28 protein-coding genes are annotated in these 26850 nt (G+C 72.1%); 16 read left to right on the top strand and 12 right to left on the bottom strand.

The window, feature by feature from the left end; genetic code table 11:
• Window positions 1-31: 31 nt before the first annotated feature.
• Window positions 32-1396, bottom strand: a complete 1365-nt coding sequence (locus BJ961_RS04510) for a DUF6716 putative glycosyltransferase (RefSeq protein ID WP_271319998.1) — start codon at window positions 1394-1396, stop codon at window positions 32-34.
• A 200-nt stretch (window positions 1397-1596) separates the two neighbouring features.
• Here BJ961_RS04510 and BJ961_RS04505 point away from each other — a divergent pair, with 200 nt between their 5' ends.
• From BJ961_RS04505 to BJ961_RS04495, 3 genes are all read left to right on the top strand, one after another.
• Window positions 1597-2586, top strand: coding sequence for a glycosyltransferase family 2 protein (locus BJ961_RS04505; protein ID WP_271319997.1), 990 nt, complete (start codon window positions 1597-1599; stop codon window positions 2584-2586).
• Window positions 2583-3917 carry a polysialyltransferase family glycosyltransferase gene (locus BJ961_RS04500; protein WP_271319996.1) on the top strand — a complete coding sequence of 445 codons (1335 nt, stop codon included), beginning with the start codon at window positions 2583-2585 and terminating at the stop codon, window positions 3915-3917. The genes BJ961_RS04505 and BJ961_RS04500 overlap by 4 nt, the downstream gene beginning before the upstream one ends.
• 160 nt (window positions 3918-4077) lie before the next feature.
• Window positions 4078-5238 carry an acyltransferase family protein gene (locus BJ961_RS04495; RefSeq protein ID WP_381157845.1) on the top strand — a complete coding sequence of 387 codons (1161 nt, stop codon included), beginning with the start codon at window positions 4078-4080 and terminating at the stop codon, window positions 5236-5238.
• A 72-nt stretch (window positions 5239-5310) separates the two neighbouring features.
• Here BJ961_RS04495 and BJ961_RS04490 read toward each other — a convergent pair whose 3' ends face one another.
• Window positions 5311-6585 (bottom strand): trypsin-like serine protease, encoded by a 1275-nt coding sequence (locus tag BJ961_RS04490; protein ID WP_271319995.1) that lies wholly within the window; start codon window positions 6583-6585, stop codon window positions 5311-5313.
• 267 nt (window positions 6586-6852) lie between these two features.
• On the opposite strand from BJ961_RS04490, the gene BJ961_RS04485 reads away from it, so the two are divergent.
• A complete protein-coding gene (locus BJ961_RS04485; protein ID WP_271319994.1) occupies window positions 6853-7872 on the top strand; it encodes a class I SAM-dependent methyltransferase in 1020 nt (339 codons plus the stop codon).
• Here BJ961_RS04485 and BJ961_RS04480 read toward each other — a convergent pair.
• Complete coding sequence (locus BJ961_RS04480) at window positions 7857-8507, bottom strand: TetR/AcrR family transcriptional regulator C-terminal domain-containing protein (RefSeq protein WP_271319993.1); 651 nt, start codon at window positions 8505-8507, stop codon at window positions 7857-7859. The two genes, BJ961_RS04485 and BJ961_RS04480, sit on opposite strands and share 16 nt — an antisense overlap.
• A 72-nt stretch (window positions 8508-8579) precedes the next feature.
• Between BJ961_RS04480 and BJ961_RS04475 the strand changes: the two genes are divergently transcribed.
• Window positions 8580-9992: an FAD-dependent oxidoreductase gene (locus BJ961_RS04475; protein ID WP_271319992.1), complete on the top strand. Its 1413-nt coding sequence runs from the start codon at window positions 8580-8582 to the stop codon at window positions 9990-9992.
• 116 nt (window positions 9993-10108) lie between these two features.
• On the opposite strand, the gene BJ961_RS04470 is transcribed toward BJ961_RS04475, so the two are convergent.
• Window positions 10109-11689 carry an acyl-CoA mutase large subunit family protein gene (locus BJ961_RS04470; RefSeq protein WP_271319991.1) on the bottom strand — a complete coding sequence of 527 codons (1581 nt, stop codon included), beginning with the start codon at window positions 11687-11689 and terminating at the stop codon, window positions 10109-10111.
• Window positions 11690-11943: 254 nt separating this feature from the next.
• On the opposite strand from BJ961_RS04470, the gene BJ961_RS04465 reads away from it, so the two are divergent.
• On the top strand, window positions 11944-12795 hold the full coding sequence (locus tag BJ961_RS04465; RefSeq protein WP_271319990.1) for a L,D-transpeptidase family protein: 852 nt from the start codon (window positions 11944-11946) through the stop codon (window positions 12793-12795).
• Between the two features lie 140 nt (window positions 12796-12935).
• On the opposite strand, the gene BJ961_RS04460 is transcribed toward BJ961_RS04465, so the two are convergent.
• From BJ961_RS04460 to BJ961_RS04430, 7 genes are all read right to left on the bottom strand, one after another.
• A complete protein-coding gene (locus BJ961_RS04460; RefSeq protein WP_271319989.1) occupies window positions 12936-13571 on the bottom strand; it encodes a hypothetical protein in 636 nt (211 codons plus the stop codon).
• Window positions 13526-14245, bottom strand: a complete 720-nt coding sequence (locus BJ961_RS04455; protein ID WP_271319988.1) for a hypothetical protein — start codon at window positions 14243-14245, stop codon at window positions 13526-13528. The genes BJ961_RS04460 and BJ961_RS04455 overlap by 46 nt, the downstream gene beginning before the upstream one ends.
• On the bottom strand, window positions 14245-14907 hold the full coding sequence (locus BJ961_RS04450) for an RNA polymerase sigma factor (RefSeq protein WP_271319987.1): 663 nt from the start codon (window positions 14905-14907) through the stop codon (window positions 14245-14247). Before BJ961_RS04450 ends, BJ961_RS04455 begins: the two co-directional genes overlap by 1 nt.
• Window positions 14908-15297: 390 nt before the next feature.
• Entirely contained in the window at window positions 15298-15663 is a 366-nt protein-coding gene (locus BJ961_RS04445; protein WP_271319986.1) for a hypothetical protein, read from the bottom strand.
• 3 nt (window positions 15664-15666) lie between these two features.
• A complete protein-coding gene (locus tag BJ961_RS04440) occupies window positions 15667-15936 on the bottom strand; it encodes a hypothetical protein (RefSeq protein WP_271417278.1) in 270 nt (89 codons plus the stop codon).
• A gap of 140 nt (window positions 15937-16076) precedes the next feature.
• On the bottom strand, window positions 16077-16634 hold the full coding sequence (locus BJ961_RS04435; RefSeq protein WP_271319985.1) for a hypothetical protein: 558 nt from the start codon (window positions 16632-16634) through the stop codon (window positions 16077-16079).
• A 144-nt stretch (window positions 16635-16778) separates the two neighbouring features.
• Window positions 16779-18401, bottom strand: coding sequence for a beta-N-acetylhexosaminidase (locus tag BJ961_RS04430; protein ID WP_381157854.1), 1623 nt, complete (start codon window positions 18399-18401; stop codon window positions 16779-16781).
• A 224-nt stretch (window positions 18402-18625) separates the two neighbouring features.
• On the opposite strand from BJ961_RS04430, the gene BJ961_RS04425 reads away from it, so the two are divergent.
• The 10 genes from BJ961_RS04425 to BJ961_RS04380 all read left to right on the top strand — a co-directional run bounded on the left by BJ961_RS04425 (window position 18626) and on the right by BJ961_RS04380 (window position 25520).
• Window positions 18626-19165: a 2-oxo-4-hydroxy-4-carboxy-5-ureidoimidazoline decarboxylase gene (locus tag BJ961_RS04425; protein WP_271416961.1), complete on the top strand. Its 540-nt coding sequence runs from the start codon at window positions 18626-18628 to the stop codon at window positions 19163-19165.
• A gap of 222 nt (window positions 19166-19387) precedes the next feature.
• Entirely contained in the window at window positions 19388-19768 is a 381-nt protein-coding gene (gene sdhC, locus BJ961_RS04420; RefSeq protein ID WP_003974113.1) for a succinate dehydrogenase, cytochrome b556 subunit, read from the top strand.
• 5 nt (window positions 19769-19773) lie between these two features.
• Complete coding sequence (locus BJ961_RS04415) at window positions 19774-20256, top strand: succinate dehydrogenase hydrophobic membrane anchor subunit (protein WP_271319984.1); 483 nt, start codon at window positions 19774-19776, stop codon at window positions 20254-20256.
• 19 nt (window positions 20257-20275) lie between these two features.
• Entirely contained in the window at window positions 20276-22030 is a 1755-nt protein-coding gene (gene sdhA / locus BJ961_RS04410) for a succinate dehydrogenase flavoprotein subunit (RefSeq protein WP_271319983.1), read from the top strand.
• A complete protein-coding gene (locus BJ961_RS04405; protein WP_271319982.1) occupies window positions 22030-22803 on the top strand; it encodes a succinate dehydrogenase iron-sulfur subunit in 774 nt (257 codons plus the stop codon). Before sdhA ends, BJ961_RS04405 begins: the two co-directional genes overlap by 1 nt.
• 150 nt (window positions 22804-22953) lie before the next feature.
• On the top strand, window positions 22954-23304 hold the full coding sequence (locus BJ961_RS04400) for a hypothetical protein (protein ID WP_271319981.1): 351 nt from the start codon (window positions 22954-22956) through the stop codon (window positions 23302-23304).
• Between the two features lie 41 nt (window positions 23305-23345).
• Complete coding sequence (locus BJ961_RS04395) at window positions 23346-23756, top strand: VOC family protein (RefSeq protein WP_271319980.1); 411 nt, start codon at window positions 23346-23348, stop codon at window positions 23754-23756.
• Window positions 23757-23852: 96 nt separating this feature from the next.
• Entirely contained in the window at window positions 23853-24260 is a 408-nt protein-coding gene (locus tag BJ961_RS04390) for a hypothetical protein (protein ID WP_271319979.1), read from the top strand.
• 4 nt (window positions 24261-24264) lie between these two features.
• The gene (locus BJ961_RS04385; RefSeq protein ID WP_271319978.1) at window positions 24265-24753 is read left to right on the top strand and encodes a thiol-disulfide oxidoreductase DCC family protein; all 489 of its coding nucleotides are present in this window, start codon (window positions 24265-24267) and stop codon (window positions 24751-24753) included.
• A gap of 11 nt (window positions 24754-24764) precedes the next feature.
• Complete coding sequence (locus tag BJ961_RS04380) at window positions 24765-25520, top strand: TetR/AcrR family transcriptional regulator (protein WP_271319977.1); 756 nt, start codon at window positions 24765-24767, stop codon at window positions 25518-25520.
• On the opposite strand, the gene BJ961_RS04375 is transcribed toward BJ961_RS04380, so the two are convergent.
• On the bottom strand, window positions 25511-26830 hold the full coding sequence (locus BJ961_RS04375; RefSeq protein WP_271319976.1) for a metallophosphoesterase: 1320 nt from the start codon (window positions 26828-26830) through the stop codon (window positions 25511-25513). The genes BJ961_RS04380 and BJ961_RS04375 overlap by 10 nt on opposite strands.
• Window positions 26831-26850 lie beyond the last annotated feature (20 nt).

Below are 26850 nucleotides of genomic sequence, written 5' to 3'. Positions count from 1 at the left end.
GTCGGTACTCCTTGGAGACGGTTCGGGCCGGTCACAGCTCCCCCATCCGCCGGATCACCGGGGCGACCCGCTGGACGCCGTGCCGGTAGGCGCCGCGTGCCGCCCGGCGCACGATCTGGCGCACCGGGCCGGGGTCGCGGTCGGCGGCGGGCGCCCCGGGCAGCGGTGTGCCGTCGGGGCCGAGGTGGTGGCGGGCGAGGATGCCGGGCAGGTAGCCGGGGGCCGTGACGGGTGTGTAGTAGGGGGCGAGCGGGGGCAGGCCGCCGGGCCGGCCGAGCAGTCCGGCGATGCGCTCGCGGGCCTCGTCGAAGGCGGTCTCGTAGCCGCCGTCCGCCGCCACGCCCTGCCGGGCCACCCACTCGGGGTCGGCCGCCGGGCGGTGGCCCGCGTCGAGCTGGTCCCAGGAGGCGAGGCAGCCGGAGCCCACGAAGTGGTGGTTGCCGAGCGCCTCGCGCACTCCGAGGTCGGTCAGCACGGCGGTGGGGATACGGCGGTGCAGTGACTCCAGGGCGGCCGTGGAGCTGATGGTCACCAGCAGGTCGGTGCGGTCCAGGACCTCGCCCATGTGTCCGTAGACCAGGCGGAAGTTGGGCGGCGGGTCGGCCCGCTGCACCAGTTTCTGGTAGGGCAGTTCCTCGATGTGCGTGGTGTGTTCGCCGGGCTTGGAGCGCAGTTTGAGCAGCACCTCGCGCTCGGGGTGGCGGCGGGCGTGCCCGATGAGGCGGTTCAGCAGGTAGGTGCGGTCCGTGCGGCTGTCCGGGACGGAGGGCTGCGCGGCGAAGGCGACCGTGTAGGGCCTGCGCCCTTGCTTCGCGGACGGGTCGTGCTCGCCGGTGCGGGCGGCGCCGCCCAGGAAGGGCAGGGCGACCTCGGTCACCGCGGCGGCGTCGGCGCCGACGCCCTCGTACACGGTGCGGAAACGGTCCGCGTCCTGGCGGGAGTTGGCGAGGACGAGGTCGGCGCCGTGGCGCAGCAGCAGGCCGTCGGCGAGCTTCTCGTAGACGACGCCGACGTAGCCGGTGACGACGACGGGCCGTTCGGTACGGTCCCGCCAGAGCCGGCCGAGGCCGTGCAGCATCGCCTGGACGCCGCCGCCCACCAGGGCGAGGACGAGGAGGTCGTAGGGCTGCCTGCCCTCCGCGTCGTCCGTCGCCGCGTGGTCCATGGCGCGCAGGAACTCGACGGCGGTCACCTCGCGGAGCGAGTCCGCGGTGACGCCGACTTCCCGCAGTTGGCGGGCGGTGGGGGTGGCTCGGCCGCGCAGGAGGTAGCCGTCGAGGTGGATGTCCGCACCCCCGGGGGAGACGCGGGTCGCGGTGAGCGCGCCCCATTTCCACCGGGTGTCGGAGTCCGCCAGAACGGCGACTCTCAGGGCCTTCGTTGCACTTGCTGGCACGCCGTAGACGCTAGGAAGGCATTTCTAGTAATGGCCCAACCGGAATCCAACAAAAGGTGAACAGCACATCGCCCCGCGCGGAACTGACCCCGGGGAGTCGTTTTGGAGGCGCTCGGTTAACGACTTCGCCACGTTTCGTTCACGCATTGTCAAGTTCTCGGTAACGGCGCGGCCCGGAGCCGACGCATAACGTCGCTCACGTGCCCAAGCTCTCCGTCATCGTGCCGTTCTACAACGTGCGGCAATACGCACCAGACACCCTGCGGAGTCTGCTCGCCAACGCGCGGGACGACTTCGAGTTCATTCTCGTCGACGACTGCTCGAGCGACGGAACCGTGGACCTCCTCGCGCGGGCCGAGCGCGAGCTGCCGGGGGCGGTGCTGGTCAGACACGAACGCAACGGTGGTCTGGCGACCGCCCGCAACACCGGCATCGACCGGGCGCGCGGCGAGTACGTCACCTTCCTCGACGGCGACGACTGGCTGGCGCCCGGCCACTGCGCCCGGCTGGTGGACGCGATCGAGCGGCTGGACGTCGACTTCGTGCGCATCGACCACGTGCAGTGCACCGGGCGGGACCGCGTCGTGCACCGGGTTCCGCACGGCCGCCGCGACGTGGCGCTGCGTCCGCGCGACGCGATCCTCCCGGCCCACCGGCCCACCTCCGTCGACTACGCCTACGCGTGGGCGGGCGTCTACCACCGGCGGCTGGCCGAGCGGGGGCTGCTGCACTTCACCGACGGACTGCGCACGGCCGAGGACCGGCCGTGGATCTGGAGGCTGCACCGGGAGGCGGAGTCCTTCGCGGTGACCGAGCTGCTCGGGGTGTTCTACCGGCGCGGGGTGGCGGACTCGCTGACCCAGATCGGAGACGTCCGCCAGCTCGACTTCATCCGCGCGTTCGACGAGGTCGTCGAGGGGGCGGCGGGCGACGCGGACGCGGCGCGGCTGCTGCCGAAGGCCGTGCGCACGTACTGCGCGATCATTTCCCACCATCTCGGTTCCATCGAAAGGTTCGAGCCTGCCGTGGCCCGCAAACTCAAGGAGATGAGCGCGGCGGCGCTGCGCCGGATGCCGCAGGACGCGCTCGACCAGGCGCTCGGCTCGATGGACGTCGAGCGGGCCACGCGGCTGCGCCGGCTGCGGCGTCGTACGCCGGCGGGCCGGCCGGGAGCGGGGGCGGCGGCGTGAGCACGCAGATCTTCCTGGCGTCGACGCTGTACGGCACGGCCACGCTCGCCGCGGCCCTGGACAGCGGCTGTTTCGACGCGGCCGACCGGCGGATCCTGCTGGTCTCCAACAACGCGGCGACGCCCGAGACGACCCCGTCGGTGGACCGGATGCCGGGGTTCGAGCGGCTGCGGGACCGGTTCGACGACGTGGTGTCCTGGAACGAGACGATCTTCCCCTTCCATCCGAGCGGCTGGTCGCCGCGGCTGGGGGACGTGCCGATGTGGGAGCGGCATCTGCGGCTGGCCTGGGACATCGGCGACGACGACGTGGCGCTGGTCGTGGAGTCGCTCCAGGTGCACCCGGCGCTCGGCGTCGCGCAGATCTTCACCGACGCGCCGCTGACCGTGTACGCGGACGGCCTGATGAGCTACGGCCCCACGCGCACCAAGCTCGACCCGCTGGTCGGCGGGCGGGTGGAGCGGCTGCTCCACCTGGACCTGGTGCCGGGGCTCACCCCGCTGCTGCTGACGGAGTTCGGCGTCGAGCCGGAGATCGTGCCGTCCGGGCGGTTCACCGCGGTGCTGGCCGAGCTGGCGGACACGGGCGACGGGCTGCCGGAGTCCGGGGAGCCGGCGCTGCTGCTCGGGCAGTACCTGTCGGCGCTGGGCGTGCTGTCCGCCGACGAGGAGGAGGACCTGCACGTGCGGATGCTGACCGGCGTGGCCGGTCTCGGGCACACGCGTGTGGTGTTCAAGGCGCATCCCACGGCCCCGGCCCGTTTCACCCGCACCCTGGAGCGGGAGGCCGAGCGGCTCGGTGTCGACCTCGCCGTGGTGGAGACGCCGGTCCTCGCCGAGGTGCTGTTCCAGCGCACGCGCCCGGCGCTGGTGGTGGGCTGCTTCTCCACCGCGCTGCTCACCGCGTCCGCGCTGTACGGGCTTCCGGTGGCGCGCGTCGGCACCGAGACGCTGCTGGACCGGCTGACGCCGTACGAGAACAGCAACCGGGTGCCGGTGACGATCGCCGACGCGCTGCTGCCCGACCTGGCCGACCCGGCCGCGGTCACCGAGCAGCGGCCGGGCATCGACGCCGCGGCCCTGACCGAGCTGGTGCGGACCGTGGGCTACGCCATGCAGGCCAAGCTGTACCCGGAGCTGCGTCCGACCGCCGAGAAGTACCTGTCGACCCGCCTCGACGCCCGGACCTGGCGCTACTTCAAACGCCGCCGGATCGCCTCGCTGGCGCTGCCCGGGGTCGTACCGAGTCAGCTGGCGTTCATTCCGCGCAACGCGACGGTGCGGCGGGTGGCACGCCGGGCCCGCTATCTGAAGCGGGCCGTACGGCGCTGACCGGTTTCCGGATTCCGGATTCCCGAAGGGAAACGGTACGCGAAGTGAAAGCCGAATGAATTCCGCTCCACCTTCCGTCAAAGGGGCACGTTTTCGATCAGGAGCGCCTCTCCTTCCGACTAACGTGCAGGAATCCTGATCAGTCCCGTAAGGGGAATACGTGATAGACACCCCCGAGGCCGCCCGGGAGAAATCCGGGGACACGGCGATACGCACCGTCCTGCCGCGCCCCGGCACCCCTCCCCCGGACAAGCCCGCCGCGCCCCGCCACCACCGGTTGCGCGCGCTGGACGGACTGAGGCTGCTGGCCGCGCTGATGGTGGCCGCCTACCACTACGGGGGACGCGGCGGCGAGGTCACGAAGGCCTGGGGGTCGTCGGCGGAACTGCAGTTCCCGACGCTCCACACCCTGTTCGCGTACGGCTGCCTGGGCGTGCAGGTGTTCTTCGTGATCAGCGGGTTCGTCATCTGCATGAGCGGGTGGGGCCGCCCCCTGCGGTCCTTCTTCGCCTCTCGCGCCGCCCGGCTGCTGCCCGCCTACTGGGCCGCGGTGATCCTGGTGACGGTCGTGTTCGCGCTGCCGGCGGTCGCCTGGTCGACGGTGTCGCCCAGCGACGGGCTGGTGAACCTGACCCTGCTGCACGAGCCCCTCGGCGCCGACCGGGTGCTCGGCGTGGACTGGACGCTGTGGGTGGAGATCCGCTTCTACGCCCTGTTCGCCCTCTGTGTCGTCCTGCCGGGCGCGACCCGGCAGCGGGTGATCCTCTTCTGCGCCTGCTGGACCCTGGCGGCGGTGATCGCGCAGGCGGCGGACGAGCCGCTGCTCGACCTGACCCTGATGCCCGAGTACGCCCCGTTCTTCATCGGCGGCATCGGCCTCTACCTGGTGCACCGGGACCGTCGTGACGTGTACGCCTGGGGCATCGTCGTCGTGAGCTGGCTGATCGGGCAGCACTCGGCCGTGCAGGGCCTGTGGCGTCCGCCGTCCCCGGACGCCTTCGCCAACCGGTCGGCGTTCGGGATCGTCCTGGTCGTCACGCTGGGCTTCGCGCTGGTCGCCGCCGTCGCGCTCGGCTGGCTGCGCTGGGCCGACTGGCGCTGGCTGACCGTCGCGGGCGCGCTGACCTACCCCTTCTACCTGGTCCACGAGCACCTGGGCTGGGTCGTCATCGAGGCCCTCCACCAGGAGCTGGGCGTCCCCTCGTACGCGACCTTCCTGCTGACCGTCGTGGCGATGCTCGTGCTGGCCCGGCTGCTGAACCGTTACGTCGAGAACGCGCTGACCCCACGGCTGCGGACCGCGCTGACCAGGACCCGCTGACGCGCGCGAGGACGCCGGCAGCCGGTGGGGCGGGGTCGCCCACCGGCTGCCGGCGTCCTGTCGCGCCGCGGATCAGTCCAGGGGCAGTGGAGCGGGGCCGGCCGGGGCGGCGCCGGTGACGCGGAAGGTGTCGGCGTGCTCCAGCGTGAAGCGTTCCCAGCCCGCGACGCTGTCCGAGCGGGCGCGCAGCAGGCCCTCCTCGGCCCCGGTGTAGTTGGCCTCGGCCACCACGTACTTGTCGTTCGCGTCCGACCGCAGGGCGTACTTGCCCTCGCCCTGCGGTACGAGGGTGAACCGCTCCCATCCTCCGGTGGGGGCGGCGCTGCGGGCGCGCAGCATTGCCTCGTGGGTGCCGGAGTCGTTCAGTTCGGTGGCGACGAACAGGCCGCTGGCCGCGGACCGGAGCGACACGGTCGTGCCGCCGTCACGGGTGTGCAGGGTGAACTGCTCCCATCCCCGCACCGTGTCGCCGCGGGCCTGGAGCCTGCCCTCCTGGTTTCCGGTGGCGTTCAGTTCGGCGGACACGTACTTGCCGTTCGCCTCGGCCTTCAGGGACCAGCGGGCCACCCGGGCGCCGATCCAGTCGGTGATGTCGTCCACGCGGGTCTGGACGGCGCCGCGCCGTGTCTCCTCGGAGCCGAGGCAGCCTCCCTGCCAGGAGCGGCTGCTGACGGCGACGAGTTCGTCGCCGTCGGTGCCGGAGCGGAGCGTCGGGCCGCCCGCGTCGCCGAGGCAGACCGCGGCGCCGTCCTGTCCCTCGACGTCCAGTTCCGCCGCGCGGGCGCCGGTGACGGTGAAGGTCCCGGTGTGCGGCCGCTGCGGCACCCACGCGTCGGCGGTGCGTCCGTAGCCGGCGACGGTGAGCGCCTCGCCGGTCGTGGGCGCCCCGGCGCCGAGCGCCACCGGTGCGATGTCGGTCACCGGCGCGGACAGCCGCGCCAGCACCAGGTCCCGGTCGGTGCGCGGGACCAGCTCGACGATGTCGCGGACCTGGCCGGAAACCGTCGTACCGGTGCGGCCGACGGTCACCTCGGCCGGGCGCGGGGGCGGGCCCGCGGTGACCGACCCGGGCCGGGCGGGGTCCTCCGCGAAGCAGCTGGCCGCCGTGACGATCCAGCGGGCCTCGACCAGCGCGCCGGAGCAGGCGCGTTCCGTGTCGCCCAGCACGATCCGGGCGACGTAGGACTTCTCGCCGTCACCTACGGGGTCCCCCACCGCGGCGCGGGCCGGACCGGCGGCCAGGGTGGTGGCGGCGACCAGCGCGCCGGTGAGCCATGCGCCGCCGCTCCTCGCCCTGCGCCTGTTCCTCGTCCTGCGCCCGTCTGCTTCTCTGCTCGTGTCTCTCACCGACCGCGGCCCCTCCTGTGTCGTGTGCCCCCCGATTCCTCGGCGTCATTCAACCGCCACCGGTTGAACGGCATACGACTTCCGGCCGACGCCGGGCGGAACGGCGAGGTCCGGGGGCGCGGGGCGGTGCGGGCGGTGCGGGCGGTGCGGGCACGGTGGGTGATCGCGTCGGTCCGTTGAGCAATTCGTGCGACTTTCCGTCGGTAAGATTGTGAGTAATTGTGTGTAGTGGCTGATTCCGGCCCGTCGCGGGTGCATCCTCTCCCCATGGCGACCGCTCAAGAGACGCACGCGTATCCCGGTGAGCTGAACGACGTCCCCGGCTGGTTCTGGCCGCTCGACCAGGTGCTGTTCTCCTGGTTCCTGGAACGGCAGGAGCGCCTGGACACCCGCGGCGACCTGCTCGAACTGGGCGCCTATCTGGGCAAGAGCGCGATCCTGCTGGGGCACCGGCTGCGAGACGGCGAGACGCTCACGGTCTGCGACCTGTTCGGGGCCGAGCCGCCGGACGCGGCCAACCGGGCGGAGGCGGCGCAGTCGTACTCCTCCCTGACCCGCCAGGCCTTCGAACGCAACTACCTCTCCTTCCACGACACCCTGCCGACGATCATCCAGGCGCCCAGTTCCGCGGTGGTCGACGAGGTGGCACCCGGCTCCTGCCGCTTCGTCCACATCGACGCCTCGCACCTGTACGAGCACGTCGAGGGCGACATCCGCGCGGCCAGGGAGCTGCTGCGGCCCGACGGCATCGTCGTCCTGGACGACTTCCGCAGCGAGCACACGCCGGGGGTCGCCGTCGCGGCCTGGGAGGCGGTGCTGAGCCGCGGGCTGCGCCCGGTCTGCCTGAGCACCCAGAAGCTGTACGGCACCTGGGGCGACCCGGAGCCGGTGCGGGAGGAGCTGCTCGCGGCGCTGGGCGGGCGCGAGGACATCGCCGTGACGGTGGAGCGGGCCGCCGGGCAGGAGCTGGTGCGGACCCGCGCCAGGAGCAAGCGGCTGGCTCCGCCGCCCTCGCTCCCCGCCTCACGGCACCCCGCGCCCGCCGCGGAATCCGCCGCGCAGCCGACGCCCGCGCCCGCCGCGACACCCGCCCCGGCCGGGTCGGGCGGGCGCGGCACGGGCGCCGCACGGACGCCGGGACGGGCCGCGCCCCGGCCGCCGGGCCCGCGCGAGCGCACCCGCCGGCTCGCCCTGGACCTGCTGCCGCCGGCCGTCGCCCGTGCGGTGCGCCGGTACCGGGCGGCGCAGCGGGCGAAGGCGGCGGGGAGGGTTCAGTCGAGGCCGTAGGCCGCCGCGACGCCCGCGACCACCAGGGCGAGCGACTCCTCGTAGTGCCGCCCGTAGTCCGTGAAGATCTCCGCGCCCGCCGCGGCCGTCAGAGGGTAGGCGGCCAGCAGGCGGGCGCGTTCGTCCATGTCGTAGCCCTCCCGGCGCTCGCCGGGCAGGGGCTCGACGCCCTGTTCCTCGGTGACGAAGCCGAGCGTGAACAGATACGTCGTGTTGGTCGCCCGCACCGCCTGGGCGAGGGTGAGCCCGGTGGCGGTGAGCAGCCGCAGCGTCTCCTCCATCTGCTCGGCGTGCACCGCGCCGGTGAAGCGTGACCCGCTGAACACCTTGGCGCCGTCCCGGTAGCCGAGCAGGGACGCGCGCAGGCCGCGGTTGGCCTTGAGCAGCCGCTCCCGCCAGGTGTCGGCCGGGTCCAGCGGGGTCCCGGCGACCATCCGCCGGTACATCTCCGTGGCCATCTCGTCGAGCAGGGCCTGCTTGTCCTTGAAGTGCCAGTACAGGGCGGGCGCCTTGACGTCCAGTTCCCGGGCGATGGCGCGCAGGGTCAGGCCGTCCAGGCCGACCTCGTTCAGCAGCTTCAGCGCCGTGTCCGCGACCCGTCGGCGGTCGAGGGGGGCGCGTCGTTCCGTACTCACGCTTGACAGCTTAACGACGTTAAGGCCATCCTCGGAACCAGGCAGCACTTAACAACGTTAAGGAGAGTCACCATGAACACGGACGTTCTGATCGTCGGCGCGGGCCCCACCGGTCTCGCCCTCGGCGTGGACCTGGCCCGGCGCGGGGTGGACGCGTGGGTGCTGGAGGGCGCCGGGGAGCTGTTCCCGGGCTCGCGGGGCAAGGGCTTCCAGCCCCGCACGATGGAGGTCTTCGACGACCTCGGGGTCGTCGACGCGATCCACGCGGCGGGCGGCACCTACCCGATCGGCATGGTCTGGCGGAACGGCGAGCGGGTCGGCGAGCACCACATGTTCGACCCGGCCGAGCCGACCGAGGACTCGCCGTACAACAGGGCGTGGATGGTGCCGCAGTGGCGCACGCAGGAGATCCTGGCGGCGCGGCTCGGGGAACTGGGCGGCAAGGTCGCCTTCCACCACGAGGTCGTCGGTGTCGCGCAGGACGACGAGGGCGTCACCGCGCACCTCTCCTCGGGCGGGACGGTGCGCGCCCGCTACCTGGTCGCGGCCGACGGCGGCCGGTCGGCGGTGCGCCGCGCGCTGGGCATCGGCATGACCGGCGAGACCGTCGACCCGAGCCCGACGCTGGTGGCGGACGTCCGGATCGACGGCCTGGACCGCGACAACTGGCACGTCTTCCCGCCGGGCGAGGACGTCGGCCTGCTCGCCGTCTGTCCCCTGGCCGGCACCGAGGACTTCCAGGTGATGGCGCGGTTCCCGGAGGGTGCGGACGTGGACACCTCCCCGGACGGTGTCCGCAAGGTCGTGGCGGAGCGCTCGCACATCGCCGCCGAGGACGTGACCGAGGTCCGCTGGGTCTCCGACTTCCGGCCGCGGGCGGCCCTGGCCGACCGTTTCCGCTCGGGCCGGGTCTTCATCGCCGGCGACGCGGCGCACGTGCACTCGCCCGCGGGCGGGCAGGGACTGAACACCAGCGTCCAGGACGCCTACAACCTGGGCTGGAAGCTGGGCGCGGTGCTGGCGGGCGGTGCTCCGGCCGGGCTGTTGGACAGTTACGAGGAGGAACGGCGTCCGGTCGCCGCGCAGATGCTGGACCTGTCGACCGCCGTCCACCGCGGCGAGGTGCGGCGCGGCGGGGCGACCCGGCAGCTGGGGATCGGCTACCGGGACTCGTCGCTGACGGCGGAGACGCGGGGCGCCGTCGGCGAGGACGCGATACGGGCCGGTGACCGCGCGCCCGACGGGACGGTGGACGGAGTGCGGCTCTTCGACGCCTTCCGGGGGCCGCACTGGACGCTGCTGGCCCTGGGCGTCGGCCTGCCCGACGGTGCGGTGGGGCAGGCGGTACCGGTGGTACGCGGGGGCCCGCACGGGGCGTACGGGGCGGGGCTGTTCCTCGTACGGCCCGACGGGTACGTGGGGTGGGCCGGGGACTCGGCGGAGGGGCTGGACGGGTACCTGGACCGGTTCGGGCTGGCGGGCTGAGAGCCCGAACCGGACTGCTCATGGTGGCGGCCCACGACGAGGCCGCACGGGAACGCCGGCGTGAGCGTGACCGCGACGCCCCGGCTCAGCGGCTGTCAGAACGCGTCCGGCGGCTGTCAGAACGCGTCCGAGGGCACATACGTCCCCCAGACCTCCCGCAGCGCGTTGCACACCTCGCCCACCGTCGCGCGGGCCCGCAGCGCGTCCTTCATGGGGTACAGGACGTTGTCCTCGCCCTCGGCGGCCTTCTTCAGAGCCGCCAGCGCCGAGTCCACCGCCGCCTGGTCGCGCTCCGCGCGGAGCGCGGCCAGGCGCTCGGCCTGCTGGGCCTCGATGGCCGGGTCCACGCGGAGGGGTTCGTAGGGCTCCTCCGCGTCGAGCTGGAAGCGGTTGACGCCGACCACGACCCGCTCGCCGGAGTCGGTCTCCTGCGCGATCCGGTAGGCGGAGCGCTCGATCTCGGCCTTCTGGAAGCCGTGCTCGATGGCGTTGACCGCACCGCCGAGGTCCTCGACCTTGCCCATCAGCTCAAGGGTCGCCGCCTCGACGTCGTCGGTCATCCTCTCGACGACGTAGGACCCGGCGAAGGGGTCCACGGTCGCCGTCACATCCGTCTCGTAGGCCAGCACCTGCTGGGTGCGCAGGGCGAGGCGCGCGGACTTGTCGGTCGGCAGCGCGATGGCCTCGTCGAAGGAGTTGGTGTGCAGGGACTGCGTGCCGCCGAGGACCGCGCCGAGGCCCTGCACGGCGACGCGGACCAGGTTCACCTCGGGCTGCTGGGCGGTCAGCTGCACGCCCGCGGTCTGGGTGTGGAAGCGCAGCATCAGCGACTTGGGGTTCTTCGCGCCGAACTCCTCCCGCATCACCCGGGCCCAGATCCGGCGGGCCGCGCGGAACTTGGCGACCTCCTCCAGGATCGTCGTCCGCGCCACGAAGAAGAACGACAGACGGGGTGCGAAGTCGTCGACGTCCATCCCGGCCGCGACCGCCGTGCGCACGTACTCGATGCCGTCCGCGAGGGTGAACGCGATCTCCTGCGCGGGCGAGGCGCCCGCCTCGGCCATGTGGTAGCCGGAGATCGAGATGGTGTTCCACTTCGGGATCTCGGCCTTGCAGTACTTGAAGATGTCCGCGATCAGCCGCAGCGAGGGCTTCGGCGGGAAGATGTACGTCCCGCGCGCGATGTACTCCTTCAGCACGTCGTTCTGGATCGTGCCGGTGAGCCGGTCCGCGCCGACGCCCTGTTCCTCGGCGACGAGTTGGTAGAGCAGGAGCAGCAGGGAGGCCGGCGCGTTGATCGTCATCGACGTGGAGACCTTGTCCAGCGGGATCCCGCCGAACAGCACGCGCATGTCGTCGATGGAGTCGATCGCCACGCCGACCTTGCCGACCTCGCCGCTCGCGATCGGCGCGTCGGAGTCGTGGCCCATCTGGGTGGGCAGGTCGAAGGCGACCGACAGGCCCATGGTGCCGTTGGCGATGAGCTGCTTGTAGCGGGCGTTGGACTCCGTCGCCGTGCCGAAACCGGCGTACTGGCGCATCGTCCACGGCCGGCCGGTGTACATCGACGGATACACGCCCCGCGTGTACGGATACGCCCCCGGCTCGCCCAGCTTCTCGGCCGGGTCCCAGCCCGCTAGGGCGTCGGGCCCGTAGACCGGTTCGATGGGCAGCCCGGACTCGGACTCGCGCGTCATGGTGTGATGCCTCCCGCTGAGCACATGTTCGAACGAACTGCTCGGACTACCCGTCATCTACCCGCCGGTACAGACCGATGCTCCGACGGACTGTATCCGCGCGCGTGCACCCGGTGGAGAGGCGCACCCTGGGACCTTCCTCACAGCCTCGATGCGGTCCCGGTCACAACGATGCCGTGCCGTTCGCGCGGCGTCATCCGCGGGAACAACTCAGGGGACGTCCGTGCGGGACCGTGAGACGACGGGGGGCCGTGATGCGTATGGCGGGCATGGGGAACACGGGACGGGCGGTCGCCGTCGCCCTGGGGGCCGTACTGGCGGCGGGCGGCTGCACCGTGCAGGGCACGGGGCCGGACGGCCGGGGGCACGCGCCGGTGCGGATAGACGTCACCGGCGCCCCGCCGAAGAAGACCCCGGGGAGTACGCCGTCGCCCGGCCGGCCGCCGGGGGCGCCGTCCGCCCGCGCCGAGGCGGCCAGGGTGCTGTGGAAACCGGGCGACTCCGGCCGGGACGTCCGCGAACTGCAGGCGCGGCTGCGCCAGGTCGAGTGGCTGGTGGACGGGCCGACCGGGACGTACGACGACCCGACCGAGCGCGCGGTCAGCGGCTTCCAGGGCAAGCGCGGGCTGCCGAGGACCGGCCGGACCGACACCGTCACCTGGCAGCGGCTGCTCGGGATGTCGCACGAGCCGGGCAAGTGGGACCTGTACCTGATGGGCGGGCAGCCCGCCGCCGCGCCCGATCCCCGCTGTCTGACCGGCCGGGTGCTGTGCGTCAGCAAGTCGAGCCGGACACTGCGCTGGATGGTCGACGGGCGGACCGTGTCGACGATGTCCGTGCGCTTCGGCTCGCAGTACACGCCGACCCGCGAGGGCGTCTTCCAGGTCTACTGGAAGTCCCGCCACCACGTCTCGACGCTCTACGACTCGGCCATGCCGTACGCCATGTTCTTCAGCGGCGGCCAGGCCGTGCACTACTCCTACGACTTCGCCGCCCACGGCTACGCGGGCGCCTCGCACGGCTGCGTCAACGTACGGGACGAGGGGGCGATCGCGGACCTGTACGCGCGGGTGAGGAACGGCGACAAGGTCGTCGTGTACCGGTGAGAAGGGGCGCGGGCGGGACCGGGGGAACGTGTCCCGCCCGCGCCGGGGCACGAGCCGAAGGTACGGGGGGAACCCCGGCTCGGTGCGAAAGCCGATGACCAGTCGGCTCACTCAGTACTGCGTCACGGTGGCCGAAAGTGTCACACCCTCGGTGAGACATTCTCCCGTTGGGGACGAAACCGCAGGTCAGGAGGGGGCGACGGAGAGGGGCGGGTGGGGCGCGGAGGCGGAGGACCGGGGCTGCGTCCGGGCCGCGAGGGCGGAGGAGGAGCGGGGGCGTGGGAGCGGGGCGGGCGGTGCGGGCGGTGGGGGTCGCGGGCGGGCGGGGCCATGTCCTGGGCTATGTCGGAGTCGTCGTCGTCATCGTCGTTGCCGCCGTCACCGTCGCCGTTGTCGCCGTCGCCGTCGCCGTTGTCGCCGCCGCCGTGGTTTCCCTGGCCCGCGTGGCCGTCGTCGCCCTCCTTCCCGCCGCCGTCCTTGTCACCCTTGCCTACTTTGCCCCCCTTGCCTCCCCCGTCTTCCTTACCCCCCTGGTCTCCCTTGCTTCCCTTGTCCCCCGGGCCCTTGCCGCCCTGTCCGTTCCTGCCGTCCCCGCCCTCGCCGTCGCCGGTGTCCAGCCGGAGTCCGCCCTCCCGGGTCGTCGCCCCCGGGCCGCCGGTGCCGGTGCCGGTGCCGGTGAGGAGGTCGCCGCAGTACTTCCCCACCCGGGACGATCCCCCGGCCGCCTCCTTCAGCGCGCGCCGGTGGGGGCCGTCGAGTTCCTGTCCGGCGCGCACCTTGCGGCAGGACGCGGTGAGGGCCGACCGCCGTCCGTCGGTGCCGCCGGTGTCCCGGTCCTCCGCGTCGCGGTTCCCGGCCCGGCCGCTCTCGCCCCCGGTGCTCTCGTCGGGCGCGTCCGGGGCGGCGCCGCGGGTGCGGACCCGCCCCGCGCGTCGGCCGACGGCGAGGGCGACACGAGCGGACGGTCGGGTGACACCGCCGCGGAGACGGTGGCGGCGGGTTCCGGTTCGGTGCGGTGGAACGGCGTCGGCAGCACTCCGGTTCCCGCCGCGACCGCCACCGAGCCGACCATGCCGACGGTCAGCGCGGCGGCCAGGCCGAGGCGCAGCGGGCGGCTGCGGCGGGGGCGCCGGGCGCCGTCGCCGCGCGGGCCGATGCGGACGAGACCGGTGTCGGGGTGCCGGGCAGCGGCGTCGCGCCCGGACCCGGCCGAGGCCCCGGCCGACGCGTCGTCCCGCTCGGCGCGCACCTTGCGGAAGGCGGCCAACGCGGCTGCCTCGCCCGGGAGTTCCTCACCGGTCGGCGCGGCTGGGGCGGAGAGCGCGACCAGGGCCGCGGCGAGTCGTTCGGCCCGCTCGCGGGCCGCGGGCTCGACGCCCTGCGGAGACTGTCCGCGCAGCAGCAGCTCCGCCGTTTCGCGGTCCAGCCACTTGTCCTGCTCGTCGGCCATCACATGTCCTTCTGCGTCCGCGCACGCGTATGCGTCACACTCGCGGACGTCACCGCACGACCGCGCGGTTCTCGCTGCGGGGGCAGGGCGTCGAGCCCGCCGCCGGATTCCGGATCGCCGCCGAGCAGTTCGGCCAGGCGCTTCAGGCCGCGGTGCGCCGCCGTGCGGACGGCGCCGGGCCGCTTGCCCAGCGTCTCGGCGGCGCTCTTCGCGTCGAGGCCCACCACCACGCGCAGGACGACCGCCTCGGCCTGGTCCTGGGGCAGCCGGGCGATGAGGGAGAGGGCGCTGTCGGTGGCCAGTGCCTCCATGGCCTCGCCCGCGGTGTCGGACTCCGCGGGCTTGCCGGTCAGTTCGGTCTCGTCGCCGCCGACCGCGGGCCGGCGCCCGCGCATGCGGATGTGGTCCAGGGCGCGGTTGCGGGCGATGCGGGCGGCCCAGCCGCGGAACCGGTCGGCGTCGCCGTCGAACCGTTCCAGATCACGGGCGATCTGCAGCCAGGCCTCGGACGCCACGTCCTCGGCGTCGTGGTCGCCGACGAGGGTCCGCACGTATCCCAGCAGTCGCGGGTGCACGGCGCGGTACACGATCCGGAACGCGGTCTCGTCCCCGTCCCGTGCCGCACGCACTGCGGCGGTCAGCTCCGCGTCGTCCCCCAGCACCGAGAAGCCTTTCTGCGCCTGTACCGGCGTCGCTCTCGCCGACGCGGTCCTCGCCGTCGTGGTGTCGCAGTCGATGGTCGCGATGGCCTCCCGCGACCCGTCGCGGGAGCGAGCCCCCGCTGGTCGGCGCGAATGGCACGTTACGTCTTGAAACCGCCACTCGTCCATGTCCGGCTCTCCTTGCCGTACAAGATGCAACTAACCCGTGACGCGGTGGGTGTGACACAAATCGCGGCCGTGGCGCTGAAGGGAGTACGGGCCGCCGCGCGGTCCGTGCCGCGCGACGGCCGGGGCCTCTCCTGTGGGGGGTGGCGGCCCCGGCCGTTGCCCCGGTTCACGAGGCGAGTGGCGCCTCGGAGCGGCCGGAACGTCTCGCGACCGCCCCTGGCCCTACGAGGTGACGATCCGGTCCGGCCCGGGGAGCGAAGCGGGAGGCTCGTCGCCGTACCAGGCGTATTCAAGGCCGGACAGCATTCCCGAGTCGGTCCACAGAATGATCTCGCCGACCAGCTCGCCCTCCTCGTCGACGACCGTGGCGGTCGCCGGGACAGCCCCGGTCCGAAGAGCGGCACGAGGGGCGTCGCCCACGACCCGCAGGTCGGCACTCACGGAGTCCGGTCCCCACAGTGCCACCACCCGAACCCGGTCGAGTTGATCGCCCAGCTCCTCCGCTCCCGTAAAGCCCACCCCCAGGATCCGCTCCACCACCGCCCGCTCCGGTGAGGTCAGCGGGCGGGGTTCGACAGGGATTCTCATCGTTCAGCCTCCGGGGAACTTCTCGGGAATGAACGCCGTTCCGATCCGCGGAATGCCCTTGACGACAGCTCCCCGGATCGTCACGACCTCACCGTCAATCACTCGACTGACTTCGAACCGACCTGCTTCGGGAAGATCGGCTTCATCTCCCAGACTGTCCACGATGCGACGCGTTGCTTGCTCCCGACCGCCGGAACCGGCGACGAGGGGGCAGGCGTCGGCCCAGGTCCGCAGCGCCGGGCCGGTGCACTCCTCGGGGGCGGTCGCGAGCATGCGGCGCCAGGAGCACGGCCTCCTCCTCCCCGGTGGCGTCGGGGCCGGAGAACCTCGTCGTCGCCGTCCGGCAGGGGGACGCAGCGATCCGAACAAGCCAGTCCGCTCACGGCGAGCCCGCGTCCGACGGCCCGGGCGTGTCACAGCGGCACGACGCCGAGCCGGTCGAGGAACCGGAAGAAGAGGTTTTCGGCCACCGGCCCGAGGTCCGCGTCCGCGTCCCCGTCCGCGTCCCCGTCCCTGTCGGCACCCGAGCCCGGATCGTCCGACAGCACCGCGGTCAGTTCACCGGCGCTCGCGGCGTACCCCGCCTCGGCCGCCCAGGCGACGGCGCGCTCGGCGGCGTCGCGGGGCTCCAGGAAGTAGTCCTCGAGGGTGAGTCCGTCCCGCTCGGCGCCCAGGTACCCGGCCATGGCGGAGCGCGCCAGGCAGGTCGTCCACGCGCCGCTCTCGGGCGCCGCCGCCTCCACCACCACGCAGTCGCTGTCCATCACGTATCCGAACAGCGCGGGCGCCCCCGTCTGTCCGGCCAGGTCGTTCATGTTCCCGACGTCTCCGTCGCCGCCCGGGAACTCCCACACCTGCCAGTCGCCGGGCGCGGACCGGCGCAGGGACATGTCCGCGGCGCGCGACAGCGCGTCCAGTTCCCGGAGCGGCCGCTCCGCGCGGCCCACGACGAAGTATCCCCAGTAGCCCATGTTCCGCGTCCCCCCGGCATGTCGGTTCGGCCCGGTCAAAAGACCACCACAGGCGTACGGGAGTTCGCAGCCGGATCGGACAATCGGCACGCCCTCACCAGGACATGTCCGGGGGGAGGGCCGGGGCACCCGGCCGACCCGGCGTCAGTCGAGGCGGTCGGCCAGCGACTTGAAGTCCGCCCAGGACAGCTCGGGCTTGTCGGGGTCCCACAGCTTCTGGACCGTCGCGGCCAGCGGCAGCCGGATGCCCTGGGCGACCTGCGCCTGCGTCTGGGCGCTCGGGATGTCGCCCCAGACCGCGAAGCTGCCGCCGAGGATCTGGTCGTCGTACTTGGCGTCGACGGCCTTGGTGCCGCGCAGGACGCGCGGGGTCCACTGCTCGTAGATGCGCTCGCCGGTCGGGTAGACGAAGGTCTGGGGCTCGCCGAGGACGTAGTAGAGGAACTCGTCGTTGTAGTTGAGGACCTGGCGGCCCGCGCTCAGGTACTCCGTCGGCGGGCGGGCGCCGATCTCCTTGCCGGTCCAGTAGGCGACCTTGATCTCCTTGAGCGGCTCGACGGACGTGTCCTTGAAGAAGCCGTCGTTCCACGCGCGCGGGACGCGGTCGTGCGCCATGACGGTCTTGGCGCGGCCGTTGAGCCAGCCGGTGGTGAGGTCGGCGACGGTGCCGCCGGAACCGTACGCCTTGCGGGCCGCGGCGGCCAGCGTCGGGTAGGACGCCTCCGGGTTCGGCACCACGAGCGCCTGGTACTCGTCGGCGCCGAGGTGGAACTGGGAGCCGGGGAAGAGGTCGGCGTACTCGTTCAGCAGGTCGTCGACGATCTTCGCGGCCTCCGGCTTGGAGATGTCGATGGCGCCGCGCGTGGCCTTGCCCTGCGCGTTGCGCAGTTGCAGGTCGGGGTGCGCGGCGATCACGGCGCCGAGGTGGCCGGGCGAGTCGATCTCGGGGACGACGGTGATGTGGCGCGAGGAGGCGAGATCGATGATCTCCTTCATCTCGGCCTTGCTGAGGTGCTCGTCCGAGACGATCTCGGGGTGCGAGTCGGACTCGATGCGGAAGGCCTGGTCGTCGGAGAAGTGCAGGCCCAGCTCGTTGAACTTCAGGTCGCCCAGCTCACGGATCCGGTCCTTGATCCAGTCGGCGCTGTAGTGCTTGCGGGCGATGTCCAGCGAGAAGCCGCGCTTCTGCTTGGCCGGCTCGTCCTTCACCACGCCCTCCGGCGCGGTGCCGCCGCCGTCCACCTCCTGCTTCAGGGTCCGGGTGCCGTAGTAGACGCCGGCCTCGGCGGGCCCGGTGACGGTGACCCGGCCGTCGCGGACGGTCATGGCGTACGACTCCGGGTTCGCGCCCTTGTCCGCCTTGACGTCGAGGAGCAGGTCCCCCGCCTGCTCGTCGTCCTTCTCCCCCGCGTAGGTCATCCCCAGTTCGCCGGCGATCTGCTTCCCCTCGTCGGCGAGAGCGGAGTCGGCGACGACGACGCGGTGCCCCTTCTCCGGCTGCCAGCCCGGCCCGCGGGCGGGGGTGTGGTCGCGTACGGCGGGTATGGTGCGCGGCTCCTTCGACAGCGGGTAGGAGCGGCTGGGGCTGGGCGCGGCCGCCTCGCCGGTGGAGGACCCGGCCGCCGAGCCCTCCCGGTCGCCGCCGTCGCCGTCGCCGTCGGTGGCCCAGAGGCCGACTCCCACGCCGAGCGCGGCGACCACCGCGCCGGCGATCACGGCCCGCTGCCTCACTCTGTGCGCCGGTATCCGGCCTCTGTGCTGGCTCACAGCGCCAACCTATGGCCGCCGTTGCCGTCATGCGTCCACCACATGTTCTGAAACTCTCCCGTTCGGGTGAAATTCGGGCATCGGACGGACACGCGTTGCCGTCACTCGATAACGTGACGCCACACCTTTCGCACCATCCCCTGCCGACACACACGTGACGCCCACGAGGACCCGCGCTGCCTGTGCAACGTCTCCCAGACTTCCCCGGCCGAGTGGCCATACCGGTGCCGGTGCAAACACGCGCCGCACCGGCAACACCCACCTCGCTGGAGCGCTTCAACACGGCCCGCCCCGACGAGGCCTCCCGGACCCTCCTCGCCTGCCTGAACAGCCACGCCTGGGCCCGCCGCCTCACCGCGCACCGCCCCTACCCGGACCTCCCGGCACTCCTGGCCGCAGCGGACGAGGCGGCCTACGACCTCGCCCCGGACGACCTGACCGAGGCCCTGGCCGCCGAAACACCGCCCGCGCTCCCCGAGGACACCTACGCGGCGGCCCACACGGCCCTGAACGCGGCGCACGCGGCCTACGAGTCCCGCTTCGGACACGTGTTCGTCATCTGCCTGGACGGCCTGTCCCCGGACGAGACCCTGAACCACGTCCTGGCGGCCATCCGGTCACGTTTGAACAACGACGCGGACGAGGAACGCCTGGTGGCGGCGGAGGAACTCCGGCACCTGGCAAGGACGCGGCTGAGCAGCACCCTCCAGGGGCGCGGGGCTGCGACTTCAGCGGCTCCGCCGCGGGGCGCGGGCAACCACTGACCACCCGCACCCGGCAAACCACACCAAACCCCATCCTTGTAGCCGCCCCCGCTCAAACCCACTGCTCCTTTGAGTGCAACTTTGATCACACCGGCAGGCCCCCTGTAAGCACCGCAGGTACACGTCGCTACCATGCTGGGGGCCGGTGGACCGTACCCGGCCGGGCCCGACCGACAAGGAAAGCCGGCGCGGCCCCAATCCCCGCTCCCGGAGGAAATTTCCGTGCCGGCTGGAACGCTGTACCGCGGCCGGGAAGGAATGTGGTCCTGGGTGGCTCACCGAGTCACCGGCGTCCTCATTTTCTTCTTCCTGTTCGTTCACGTGCTGGACACCGCTCTCGTGCGGGTGTCCCCCGAGGCCTACGACACCGTCGTGGCCACGTACAAGACGCCGATCGTCGCGCTGCTGGAGTACGGCCTCGTCGCCGCCATCCTCTTCCACGCGCTCAACGGCCTGCGTGTCATCGCCGTCGACTTCTGGGTCAAGGGCGCCCGCTACCAGAAGCAGATGCTCTGGACCGTCGTCGCCCTGTGGGTCGTGCTGATGCTCGGGGCGATCTACCCCGTCCTCGGCCACGCCGCTCGTGAACTGTTCGGGAGCTGACGCCAATGTCCACGACTGAATCCCCCGCTTCCGGGATCGGCCCCGTCGAGGGCGCCTCCCTGTACACGGTCGACACCCCGGCGCCGCTCATCGAGGCGCCCCGGGCCCGTACGAAGAAGACCCCGAAGTCCACCCGGGGCAACTTCGAGATGGTCGCCTGGCTCTTCATGCGCCTGTCCGGTGTGGTGCTGGTCGTCCTGGTCATCGGGCACCTGCTGATCCAGCTGGTGCTGGACGGCGGCGTCTCGAAGATCGGCTTCGCCTTCGTGGCGGGCCGCTGGGCCTCGCCGTTCTGGCAGCTCTGGGACCTCGCGATGCTCTGGCTCGCGATGCTGCACGGCGGGAACGGCCTGCGCACGGTCATCAACGACTACGCGGAGCGCCCGAACACCCGCCTGTGGCTCAAGGGCCTGCTCTACACCGCCACGGTGTTCACCATCCTGCTGGGCACGCTGGTGATCTTCACCTTCGACCCGAACATCCGCTAGGCACGGGGCTGCGAAAATCATGAAGGTACACAAGTACGACACCGTCATCGTCGGCGCCGGTGGCGCCGGCATGCGCGCGGCCATCGAGTCGACCAAGCGCAGCCGCACCGCCGTGCTGACGAAGCTCTACCCCACCCGCTCCCACACGGGCGCCGCGCAGGGCGGCATGGCCGCCGCGCTGGCCAACGTGGAGGAGGACAACTGGGAGTGGCACACCTTCGACACGGTCAAGGGCGGTGACTACCTGGTCGACCAGGACGCCGCCGAGATCCTGGCGAAGGAGGCCATCGACTCGGTCCTCGACCTGGAGAAGATGGGCCTGCCGTTCAACCGGACGCCCGACGGGACGATCGACCAGCGCCGCTTCGGCGGTCACTCCCGCAACCACGGCGAGGCGCCGGTCCGCCGGTCCTGCTACGCGGCCGACCGCACCGGCCACATGATCCTCCAGACGCTTTACCAGAACTGCGTGAAGGAGGGCGTGGAGTTCTTCAACGAGTTCTACGTCCTGGACCAGCTGATCACCGAGGTCGACGGCGTCAAGCGCTCGGCCGGCGTGGTGGCCTACGAGCTGGCGACCGGCGAGATCCACGTCTTCCAGGCGAAGTCCGTGATCTACGCCTCCGGCGGCACCGGCAAGTTCTTCAAGGTGACGTCCAACGCGCACACGCTCACCGGTGACGGCCAGGCGGCCGTGTACCGGCGCGGGCTGCCGCTGGAGGACATGGAGTTCTTCCAGTTCCACCCGACCGGCATCTGGCGCATGGGCATCCTGCTGACGGAGGGCGCCCGCGGTGAGGGCGGCATCCTCCGCAACAAGGACGGCGAGCGCTTCATGGAGAAGTACGCGCCGGTCATGAAGGACCTCGCGTCCCGTGACGTCGTCTCGCGCTCCATCTACACGGAGATCCGCGAGGGTCGCGGCTGCGGTCCCGAGGGCGACCACGTCTACCTGGACCTCACCCACCTCCCGCCGGAGCAGCTGGACGCCAAGCTGCCCGACATCACGGAGTTCGCGCGGACCTACCTCGGCATCGAGCCCTACACGGACCCGATCCCGATCCAGCCGACCGCGCACTACGCCATGGGCGGTATCCCGACCAACGTCGAGGGTGAGGTCCTCAGCGACAACACCACCGTCGTCCCCGGCCTGTACGCGGCCGGCGAGGTCGCCTGCGTGTCCGTGCACGGCGCCAACCGCCTGGGCACCAACTCGCTGCTCGACATCAACGTCTTCGGCCGCCGCGCGGGCATCGCCGCCGCGGAGTACGCCCAGAAGGCGGACTTCGTCGAGCTGCCCGAGGACCCGGAGTCCCTGGTCGTCGAGCAGATCGAGCGGCTGCGCTCCTCCACCGGCACCGAGCGGGTGGCGACGATCCGCCGCGAGCTGCAGGAGTGCATGGACGCCAACGTCATGGTGTTCCGCACCGAGCAGACGATCAAGACGGCCGTCGAGAAGATCGCCGAGCTGCGGGCCCGCTACAAGAACGTGTCGATCCAGGACAAGGGCCGGCGTTTCAACACCGACCTGCTGGAGGCCGTCGAGCTGGGCAACCTGCTCGACCTGGCCGAGGTGATGGCGGTCTCCGCCCTCGCCCGCAAGGAGTCGCGCGGCGGTCACTACCGCGAGGACTTCCCCAACCGCGACGACGTCAACTTCATGCGCCACACCATGGCGTACCGCGAGGTGGGCGACGACGGCGCCGAGTCCATCCGGCTCGACTACAAGCCGGTCGTCCAGACCCGCTACCAGCCGATGGAGCGTAAGTACTGATGGCTACCCCTGTCATGGAGAAGAGCGACCAGGCCCCCGAGCCGGGCTTCGCCGACTCCCCGTACATCACGGTCACCTTCCGCGTACGCCGGTTCAACCCGGAGATCGCGGCGGAGGCGACCTGGGAAGACTTCCAGCTGGAGATCGACCCGAAGGAGCGCGTCCTGGACGCGCTGCACAAGATCAAGTGGGAACTGGACGGCAGCCTGACCTTCCGCCGGTCCTGCGCGCACGGCATCTGCGGCTCGGACGCCATGCGGATCAACGGTAAGAACCGGCTCGCGTGCAAGACGCTGATCAAGGACCTCAGCCCCGAGAAGCCGATCACGGTCGAGCCCATCAAGGGCCTGACGGTCCTCAAGGACCTGGTCGTCGACATGGAGCCGTTCTTCCAGGCGTACCGGGACGTGATGCCCTTCCTGATCACGAAGGACACCAACGAGCCGACGCGTGAGCGCCTCCAGTCCGCCGAGGACCGGGCGCGCTTCGACGACACGACCAAGTGCATCCTGTGCGCCGCCTGCACGTCCTCGTGCCCGGTGTTCTGGAACGACGGCCAGTACTTCGGCCCGGCCGCGATCGTCAACGCCCACCGCTTCATCTTCGACTCGCGCGACGAGGCCGGCGAGCAGCGGCTGGAGATCCTGAACGACCGCGACGGCGTGTGGCGCTGCCGTACGACCTTCAACTGCACGGACGCCTGCCCGCGCGGCATCGAGGTCACCAAGGCCATCGCGGAGGTGAAGCGAGCGCTCATCACGCGCCGCTTCTGACTCCGTCGGTGTACGCCGGTTCACGGCTGTGAGGGCCCCGTTTCCCCTGGAAGCGGGGCCCTCACACGTTGGAGTGAGAGCGCCCTCTCAGGGTGCTGTGGTGAGGACCACCACCGCACGATGGACCCAAGTCCACGTGTCAGGAGGTTTATGGTGCTCACCACGATCGCCGACGAGATCATGGAACGCCATCCGGGCTATCGCGTCGAGATCATCCGCGGCCAGCTTCTCGTCAGCCCCTTGCGGGACGGTCACCACAGCTGCACCTTGACCACACTCACGATCAGGTTCGTGAGGACCGGACTGCACGACGACATCGTCAACGTCCTGCAAGGCGTTGGCCTGTGGCTTCCCCTCGAAGCCGAGGACTACGCCACCCACCGCGTCCACTCCCCCGGGGAGACCGTCACCCTGCCCGACTCGCTCGGTGCCGAGGTCACGCTGGACGTCGCGGAGATCCTTGCCGCCGGACGGCCGAAGAGCGCGCCCGGCGAGGGCTGACAATCAGCCGATCCGGGCGATGACCGTCCTAGCGTGACGCCATGTCAGATGACGAGTCGTACGAACTGCTCGGGTTCGACAACGTGCTGCTGCCCGTCGGGGACCTCGGTGAGGCCGTCGGGTTCTACGAGCGGGCCGGTTTCCCGGTCGCCTACCGGCTCGACGAGGCCGGGATCGCGCTGCTGAAGGTGGGCGCGGAGACGCCGGGGCTGCTGCTGCGGGTGGAGGAGGAGTTCGGGCGGCAGCCGCCCATGTGGCCCTCCACGCGGGTGTGGCTGGAGGTCACCGACGCCCGCCTGGCCGCCCGGTCGCTGCGCGAGGCGGGGGTGCCGCCGCTGGACGAGCCGTTCCCCGTGGCCACCGGCTGGACCGTCGAGTTCGCCGACCCGTGGGGCAACGTCATCGGCCTCACGGACTACTCCAAGCGCCCGGAGCTGGGCCGCCGCCCCTGAGCCGGCCACCCTCCCACATCCGGCTTGAACGTGTTCAAAAACAGGTCTACAGTCCCTCCTGTCAGCGTTTTGAACGCGTTCAAGAAGGGGTGGGGCATGGACCGCACCGTCATCGCCTACGTCATCTACCTGGTCGTCAGCATCGGTCTGACCGTCTGGGTGGCCCGCACGCTCAGCCGCAACGGACGGGTCTTCCTCGGAGACGTCCTGCACGGCAACGAGAAGCTCGCCGACGCCGTCAACCACCTCCTGGTGGTCGGCTTCTACCTCGTCAACCTCGGCTTCGTCGCCCTCTACCTGAGCGGTGACGACACCATCGCCGACACCCGCGGCATCTTCGAGGCGCTCTCCACCAAGCTCGGCGTGGTGCTGCTGGTGCTCGGCGTGATGCACCTGGCCAACGTGTACGTGCTCAACAGGATCCGGCGGCGCGGCCTGATGGAGCGCGAGCAGCTGCCCCCGGTCCCGCCGCAGGGCTGGGTGGCCCCGACGGCCGGGGCCTGAGCCGATGGCTCCCGCTCCCGGGACGACGGCCGGCGCCCCCGTGCGCCGGCTCACCGTCCTCTACGACGCCGAGTGCGCCCTGTGCACCCACGTACGGGACTGGCTGCTGCGCCAGCCGCGGCTGGTGCCGCTGGAGCTGGTCCCGGCCGCGTCGCAGGAGGCACGCCGGCGCTTCCCCGGCCTCGATCACGGGGCCACCCTCGACGAGGTCACCGCCGTGGGCGACGCCGGGCAGGTCTACCGGGGCGCCGCCGCCTGGGTGGTCGTCCTGTGGGCGCTGCGCCGGTACCGCGGGCTCGCCCACCGGCTCAGTACGCCCAGGGGCGCCCTGCTGGCCCGGGGGGCCGTCCTGGCCGCCGCCAAGTGGCGTGCCGGGCAGCGGCAGTGGGGCGGCAACGGGTACCGGCGGGCCGACGGCTGGGTCTACGAGCCGGGCCTGGGATGGATCTACGCCGGGCCGGGCTGTGACGACGGCGCCTGCGCCACTGGATAGGCTCTGGACCCGTGCCTGCGACCCACGACGGCCCCGACGACGGTGCCCACCTCAGCAAGTCCGAGCAGACCCGCGCGCTGATCCTGGAGACGGCCATGCGGCTGTTCCAGGAACGCGGCTACGACCGGACGACGATGCGGGCCATCGCCCAGGAGGCCGGGGTGTCCGTCGGCAACGCCTACTACTACTTCGCCGGCAAGGAACACCTGATCCAGGGCTTCTACGACCGGATCGCCGCCGAGCACCGGGCGGCGGTCCGGGAAGTGCTGGCCAGGGAGACCGACCTGGAGGCGCGGCTGGCGGGCGTGCTGAAGGTCTGGCTGGACATCGCCACGCCGTACCACGAGTTCGCCGTGCAGTTCTTCAAGAACGCCGCCGACCCGGACAGCCCGCTCAGCCCCTTCTCCCCGGAGTCGGAGCACGCGCGCGTGGAGGCCATCGGCATCCACCGCGCGGTGCTGGCCGGGGCGAAGACCAAGGTCCCCGAGGACCTGCGGGACATCCTGCCCGAGCTGATGTGGCTGTCCCAGATGGGCCTCGTCCTGTACTGGATCTTCGACCGCACCGAGGGCCGCGAACGCAGCTACCGCCTCGCCGAGCGCGGCGCCCGGCTCACCGCGCGCGGTGTCGTGCTGGCCCGCTTCCGGGTGCTGCGCCCGCTGGTGCGCGAGGTGCACGAGCTGTTCACGGACTTCCTGCCGGGGATGACGAAGATGATGCCGGACCCCGCGAAGAAGCCGACGCGGGATTCCGGCCCTCAGGCCTGACGGGACGCCAGCTCGATCACCGTGATGTCCGAGGGTGCCCCCACGCGCGTGGGCGGTCCCCAGGCGCCCGCGCCGCGGCTGACGTAGAGCTGGGTGTCGCCGTAGCGCTCCAGGCCCGCCAGCGTCGGGTTGGCGGCGCCCGCGATCAGGTTGCCGGGCCAGAGCTGACCGCCGTGGGTGTGGCCGGAGAGCTGGAGGTCGACGCCGTGGTCGACGGCGTCGTGGATCTGCACCGGCTGGTGGGCGAGGAGTACGCACGCGCGGGAGCGGTCCCGGTCGCCGAGGGCCTTGGCGTAGTCGGGGCCCTGGCCCTCGTCCTCGCCCGCCACGTCGTTGACGCCGGCCAGGTCGAAGTGGGGCAGCTCGGTGCGCGCGTTCTCCAGGGGCAGCAGCCCCAGGCGCCGGACCTCGGCGACCCACTGCTCGGCGCCGGAGAAGTACTCGTGGTTGCCGGTGACGAAGTACGCGCCGTGCCGGGCCTTCAGCTGGGCCAGCGGGGCGGCGGCGGGGCCGAGGTCCTTCACGCTGCCGTCGACCAGGTCACCGACGACGGCGATCAGGTCGGGCTGCGTGGAGTTGATCGTGTCGACGACCTTCTGCGCGAAGCCCCGGCCGAGCACCGGCCCGAGGTGGATGTCGCTGACCACGGCGATGCGGAAGCCGTGCGCCGCGCGCGGGAGCCTGGCCAGCGGCACGGTCACCCGCTTCACGCTCGGTCCGTTCAGCACGCCGTACGTGCCGTAGCCGACCGTGCCGACGGCCGCCGCGGCGGCGGCACCGGCGACGACGCGGGAGACGAAGAGACGGCGGGAGGGGACGGCCGGGGGGCTCGGCGACCCGCTGTCGGCGCCGGGGCCCGACGCTCCGGGCACATCGGGCGCCTCGGGCGCCTCGGGCGCCTTCGGCGGGGCCGTGCCGGCCGGTATGCGCTTCGGGTCCTCGGCCGGGGCGGCCGGCGCCTGCGCGCCCCCCGTCCCCCGCGCGGCCGCCCTGCGCTCCAGGAACCGCCGCAGCAGCGGCCGGACGACCTCACCCGCGAGGACCGCGAGCAGCAGGTAGATCGACAGGGCCAGCCACAGGAAGCCCGGCCAGGCGAGGACCCGCTGGAGCCAGAACGGGGCGCCCGCGCGCTCGGCGACCAGCGCCCCGACCGCCAGCAGCCAGCCCCCGGCGATCACCGCCGCGCCGATCCGGCGCACGGGGCCCGGAGCGCTGGTCGTGTCGCGGAACAGGCGCCGCCACACGTACCAGTTGGCCGTCACGAGGACGCCCACCATCAGCACCGCGACCAGCACGAAGACGACCACCATGCCGTCGTATCCCCTCGGTT

Source organism: Streptomyces lienomycini (assembly GCF_027947595.1).
Taxonomy (GTDB): Bacteria; Actinomycetota; Actinomycetes; order Streptomycetales; family Streptomycetaceae; genus Streptomyces; species Streptomyces lienomycini.
The sequence above is the reverse complement of the archived record's forward strand: the minus strand, read 5'-3'. Positions and strand labels throughout refer to the sequence as shown.